The organism is Clostridium sp. HV4-5-A1G, assembly GCF_900184915.1.
GTDB classification, from domain to species: domain Bacteria; phylum Bacillota; class Clostridia; order Clostridiales; family Clostridiaceae; genus Clostridium_B; species Clostridium_B aromativorans.
In genome coordinates, this window is the sequence record NZ_FXYI02000244.1 from 1 (window position 1) to 4,003 (window position 4,003).

Consider the following 4,003-nt stretch of genomic DNA (forward strand, 5'->3'; position numbering starts at 1 on the left):
ATTATATATATAAGTTTTTAGAAAATGAGGGTATTAATTTAAAATATGTAAAAAATGACAAAGAAATTGAAATGAGTTTTCAAGAATTTATTGAAAGATGTAGTATTAATAAAAATGATTGGGGAAATAGCCCCCATACTACAGCAAAAGGTGTTTTTTCTTTCTCTTTTATTACAGAACAAATAAAAAATATTATACTTGAACGTACAATAGGCGACGAATGGGAAGAACTCCTAAAAAGTAAACTAAAAAATAAAATTGATTTTGAAAATAGAACAATTAAATGGAATGAATTGTCGGATTCAAATATTGAATTCTTATCAGAAATACTGCTTCAATTTCTTATAAGAAAAAATCCTTCTCCGGCAAGGTTTAGAAGAATATGGGAAACAACAGAGGAGTTCTTTAAGGAGTTGCAAAACAATTTATGCAATACCTTTAAGATGCCAGAGTGGAGAAATAAGAGGATTAAATTTAGGAATATTGTTGATGAACAATATAGAAACAGAGAATTTGAATATAAGGCATTAAATTTTACTCCTGATGCAAATGGGAATTTATATCTTATTTCATCTGTAGAGCAGGCTGTTCCTTTGTTAAAGAAAAATTTGATGAAAAATAAAACTGCTTATCGTGAAATAAAAGAGGGCCAATCAGATTGGTTAAATAACAAGAAAATTGAATTAACAGATATGGATGACAACAGTAAACATTCAGTTGCCTTAGATAATGTTGAATATATTACTTATAAACCTTACATTTCCATAATAAATTCAACTCCGGTGTCCTGGCAATTTATTATGCCTGCAGAATATGTTCCAAAAGTAATAGAAAAAGTTGAAGAAAAATATAATAAAGACTTTAAATACGTAAATGGCAAACTTCCATTGCATATGGGGATAGTGTTCCAAGATTATAAAAAGCCCCTTTATATAGGGATAAAGGCTTTAAGAAATATAAGAAGAGATATTTATAATTGGGACAGTATTGAAGATAAAAAAACGGGCGAAGAATTAAAAGAATCTTTCGATATTAGTGAAGAGAATAAACTAAATTGTAAATATTATAGCCTTTTTCAGCTGAATAGAGAAATTAATCATGAAGATGATAAAATTTATCGATTTTATTTGCCTAAACAAGGAGAAGAAAATATTTTTCTTAAAGATGTAGACAATGCCAGTAAAAATGAAGAATATTATGTATATCCTAATACAATAGATTTTGAATTTTTGGATACGAACATAAGAAGAAATGATATAAACTATAATTATGAAAAGGGTGGTTCAAATGCAAAAAGAGCTATAGAATTAAAAAATAACAGACCTTATACATGGGGAGAATGGAAAAACTTTCAAAAGTTTAAAAAATATTTTAGGAATGAAGAAAAAGTTAAAGATAATGAAGAAAAGGAAAAAGAAAAAATAAATAATACAAAACTTCAAAGTATGGTAAGTCTTATATATTCAAAGCTTAATGATTGGAAGGGCAATGAAAACCAGGACGGTCTAGTAAAATTTATGCTTTCTGCTTTTGTAAATGTATTTGAATTAAAAGATGATGAAAAAAAGAATGAATTTGCAAAAATTTTATGGGCTTCAAACTGGAATGATCTGAAGGAAAAGTCAAGTGATGAATTTAAGTCTTTACTTTATAAATTCTTAGATATGTACGATTTTTGGCATAATTGTTTAAAGAAAATATAAAAAGGAGCTGAAGTAAATGAATATAATTGCTATATCTCAAGACCCTATTTATATAGGGACAGGTGGATTTGCCATAGGGCGTGTTGATAATACTATAGTAAGGGATCCTATAGCAAGAATACCTAAAATACCGGGGACAAGTTTAGCAGGAACCTGGAGATATTATATGACTATTACTCTATATTCTTATTTTAATGATGAATACAAGAAAAGTAGATCTAAGAGAAGTAAAGTAGAAAAAGCTGATTTTAAGAATCTTTTTATAAAAAATGCAAAAAGTTGGGTAACAGGTATAGAAGGAAATAGATATGCAGCAATCAAATGTGCAGGTCAAGATGAGGAGCCTGATGTAACGGTTGAAGAATCGCAAAAAAGTGATACTGGACACTGTGGGAGTTGTATAGTGTGCAAGACTTTTGGCTATTCTAAAAAGAATAAATCTGAAAGGGGGATGGCATATTTTTCGGATTTGAATATACTGTTATTTCCCGTATATACAAGGTTAGGTACAATGTGGATAACTTCAAAAAATATTTTATGCTCTGCAGGTATAGATGTAAAAGAAGAACCGTCAGAAGATAAGGTAATTATATTGAAAAATGGTATAAAAACCATAAATCTTGGATGGTTAAATTTGGGGATTGAAGATAATCATGATAATACATATACTAAAATAGAAAATTATTTAAAGATGAAAGAGGATTTAAGAAATCAAAAATCTGTGCTTCAAAATATTATTTCAAAGGGGAAAATTATAATAGTATCTGATAGTATAGTTGCACAGATAATAAATTCAAATCTTGAGACAAGGACTTCCGTATCTATAGATCCGATTACAGGAGCAGCTAAAGACAAGGCTTTATTTACCAGTGAAGCAATTCCTAGAGGAACAGTTTTTTATGGAAATGTGAGGATTGAAGAGCGTCCTTTATCAGAAAAACCTCAAAAAAAGGATGTTGAAGAAGCTTTAAAAGAAAGTAAAAAATATTTTGAAACATTAGGAATAGGAGGTATGACAACAAGAGGTTTTGGAAGAATAAAGATTCTTGATAGAGGTGAAGGAAATGGAAACTAATAATAATCTTGATTCTCGTATAAATGAATATAGTTACGATATGATTAATAACAATAGAGACAAGAAAGATGTTATTAACTTAATTGACAAAGCTTTAGGAGTATTATCTAATGATGGTGTATATGGATACTATGTTTACTGCAAATCTAAAAAAAACAATGATATAAGTAAGGCATTTATAGAGGATATAGTAGAAAAATTTAAAAATGATATTGATATTGATTATAAAAATGGTTGTGACGAGTTTTTTATTAAATTATCTGAGAACCTAAATTCCCTACTGTTTTTTAAAGATATAATTGAAAGGATATTGATCTATGCCAGATATCATGCTAAGGCTTTGGGTGATAACAATGGCTAATGAAGCAAACAAATTGATATGGTATGAAATAATATTTAAACAGATTAGTCCGATTCATATAGGGGAGAAAAATTATGGAGTTTTATCGGAAACTAAAGTATTTATTCCTGGCTGGACTTTGTGGGGAGCTTTAGTTAATAGTTATGGAAAATTCAAAGGTGGAAGAGCTGAAAATTTTAAAGAAGGGAAAAGAATATTTGAAAATATAACCTGTTTTTATCCTAAAATTGATGATAAGCCCCTGTTTCCAAACTTAAAGGATGGCCGACTATATATGGGAAATATCTCAGAGAAACAATTTAGAATAAATCATACAGATGTGTTTATGTCTACAGCAATTAACCCCATGTATATTTCTGCAAAAGATGCTTCACTTCATGAGACTGAAATTATATTACATAAATCTAAAGGCAAAAAGAAAAATATGTACTGGATCGGCTTAGTGGGAATAAAAATAGAATATAATTCGAAATTTAATGAATTCATAAATGATTTGGATGAAATATCTGTTGGGGGAGAAGTATCTTATGGATTTGGACAAATGAAAATAGATGAAAAGCCTTTGCCAATATCAGAAGATAATTTAAATAATTGGGACTTAAAAAATGATGGTAGCTTGTTTATTAGTAGTAAAAATTCAGAACCGATAAAAAATTATATTCGCTTGTCAGATGATATAAAATTTGTAAACAGTAAGTTGGAATATGTAGTCCAGTATAATTTTATCCAAACTGATCATTTGGTAGATTCTAAAGGTTATTATTTTATTCCGGGTAGTAAAATTTTAGGATGCAATAAAGATGTTTATTTTAGATTAAAAAAAGGAATGTATATATAATTAAAAAATTATATGCTATTTGAAAA

Annotated in this window: 4 protein-coding genes; all 4 read left to right on the plus strand. The window is 28.4% G+C overall.

The window, feature by feature from the left end; all coding sequences use genetic code 11:
• A partial coding sequence (locus tag J5G60_RS17025; RefSeq protein WP_207708026.1) for a hypothetical protein occupies positions 1–1,703 on the plus strand: 1,703 nt, incomplete at its 5' end.
• A gap of 16 nt (positions 1,704–1,719) precedes the next feature.
• Positions 1,720–2,778: an RAMP superfamily CRISPR-associated protein gene (locus J5G60_RS17030; RefSeq protein WP_190972275.1), complete on the plus strand. Its 1,059-nt coding sequence runs from the start codon at positions 1,720–1,722 to the stop codon at positions 2,776–2,778.
• Complete coding sequence (locus tag J5G60_RS17035; protein ID WP_190972274.1) at positions 2,768–3,139, plus strand: hypothetical protein; 372 nt, start codon at positions 2,768–2,770, stop codon at positions 3,137–3,139. The genes J5G60_RS17030 and J5G60_RS17035 overlap by 11 nt, the downstream gene beginning before the upstream one ends.
• Positions 3,132–3,977: a hypothetical protein gene (locus J5G60_RS17040; protein ID WP_150358955.1), complete on the plus strand. Its 846-nt coding sequence runs from the start codon at positions 3,132–3,134 to the stop codon at positions 3,975–3,977. Before J5G60_RS17035 ends, J5G60_RS17040 begins: the two co-directional genes overlap by 8 nt.
• Positions 3,978–4,003: the final 26 nt, after the last annotated feature.

What these genes read in the sequence shown, in the direction of transcription:
- J5G60_RS17030 (WP_190972275.1), top strand. Translation starts at nt 1,720, where the DNA reads ATGAATATAATTGCTATATCTCAAGACCCTATTTATATAGGGACAGGT.
- J5G60_RS17035 (WP_190972274.1), top strand. Translation starts at nt 2,768, where the DNA reads ATGGAAACTAATAATAATCTTGATTCTCGTATAAATGAATATAGTTAC.
- J5G60_RS17040 (WP_150358955.1), top strand. Translation starts at nt 3,132, where the DNA reads ATGGCTAATGAAGCAAACAAATTGATATGGTATGAAATAATATTTAAA.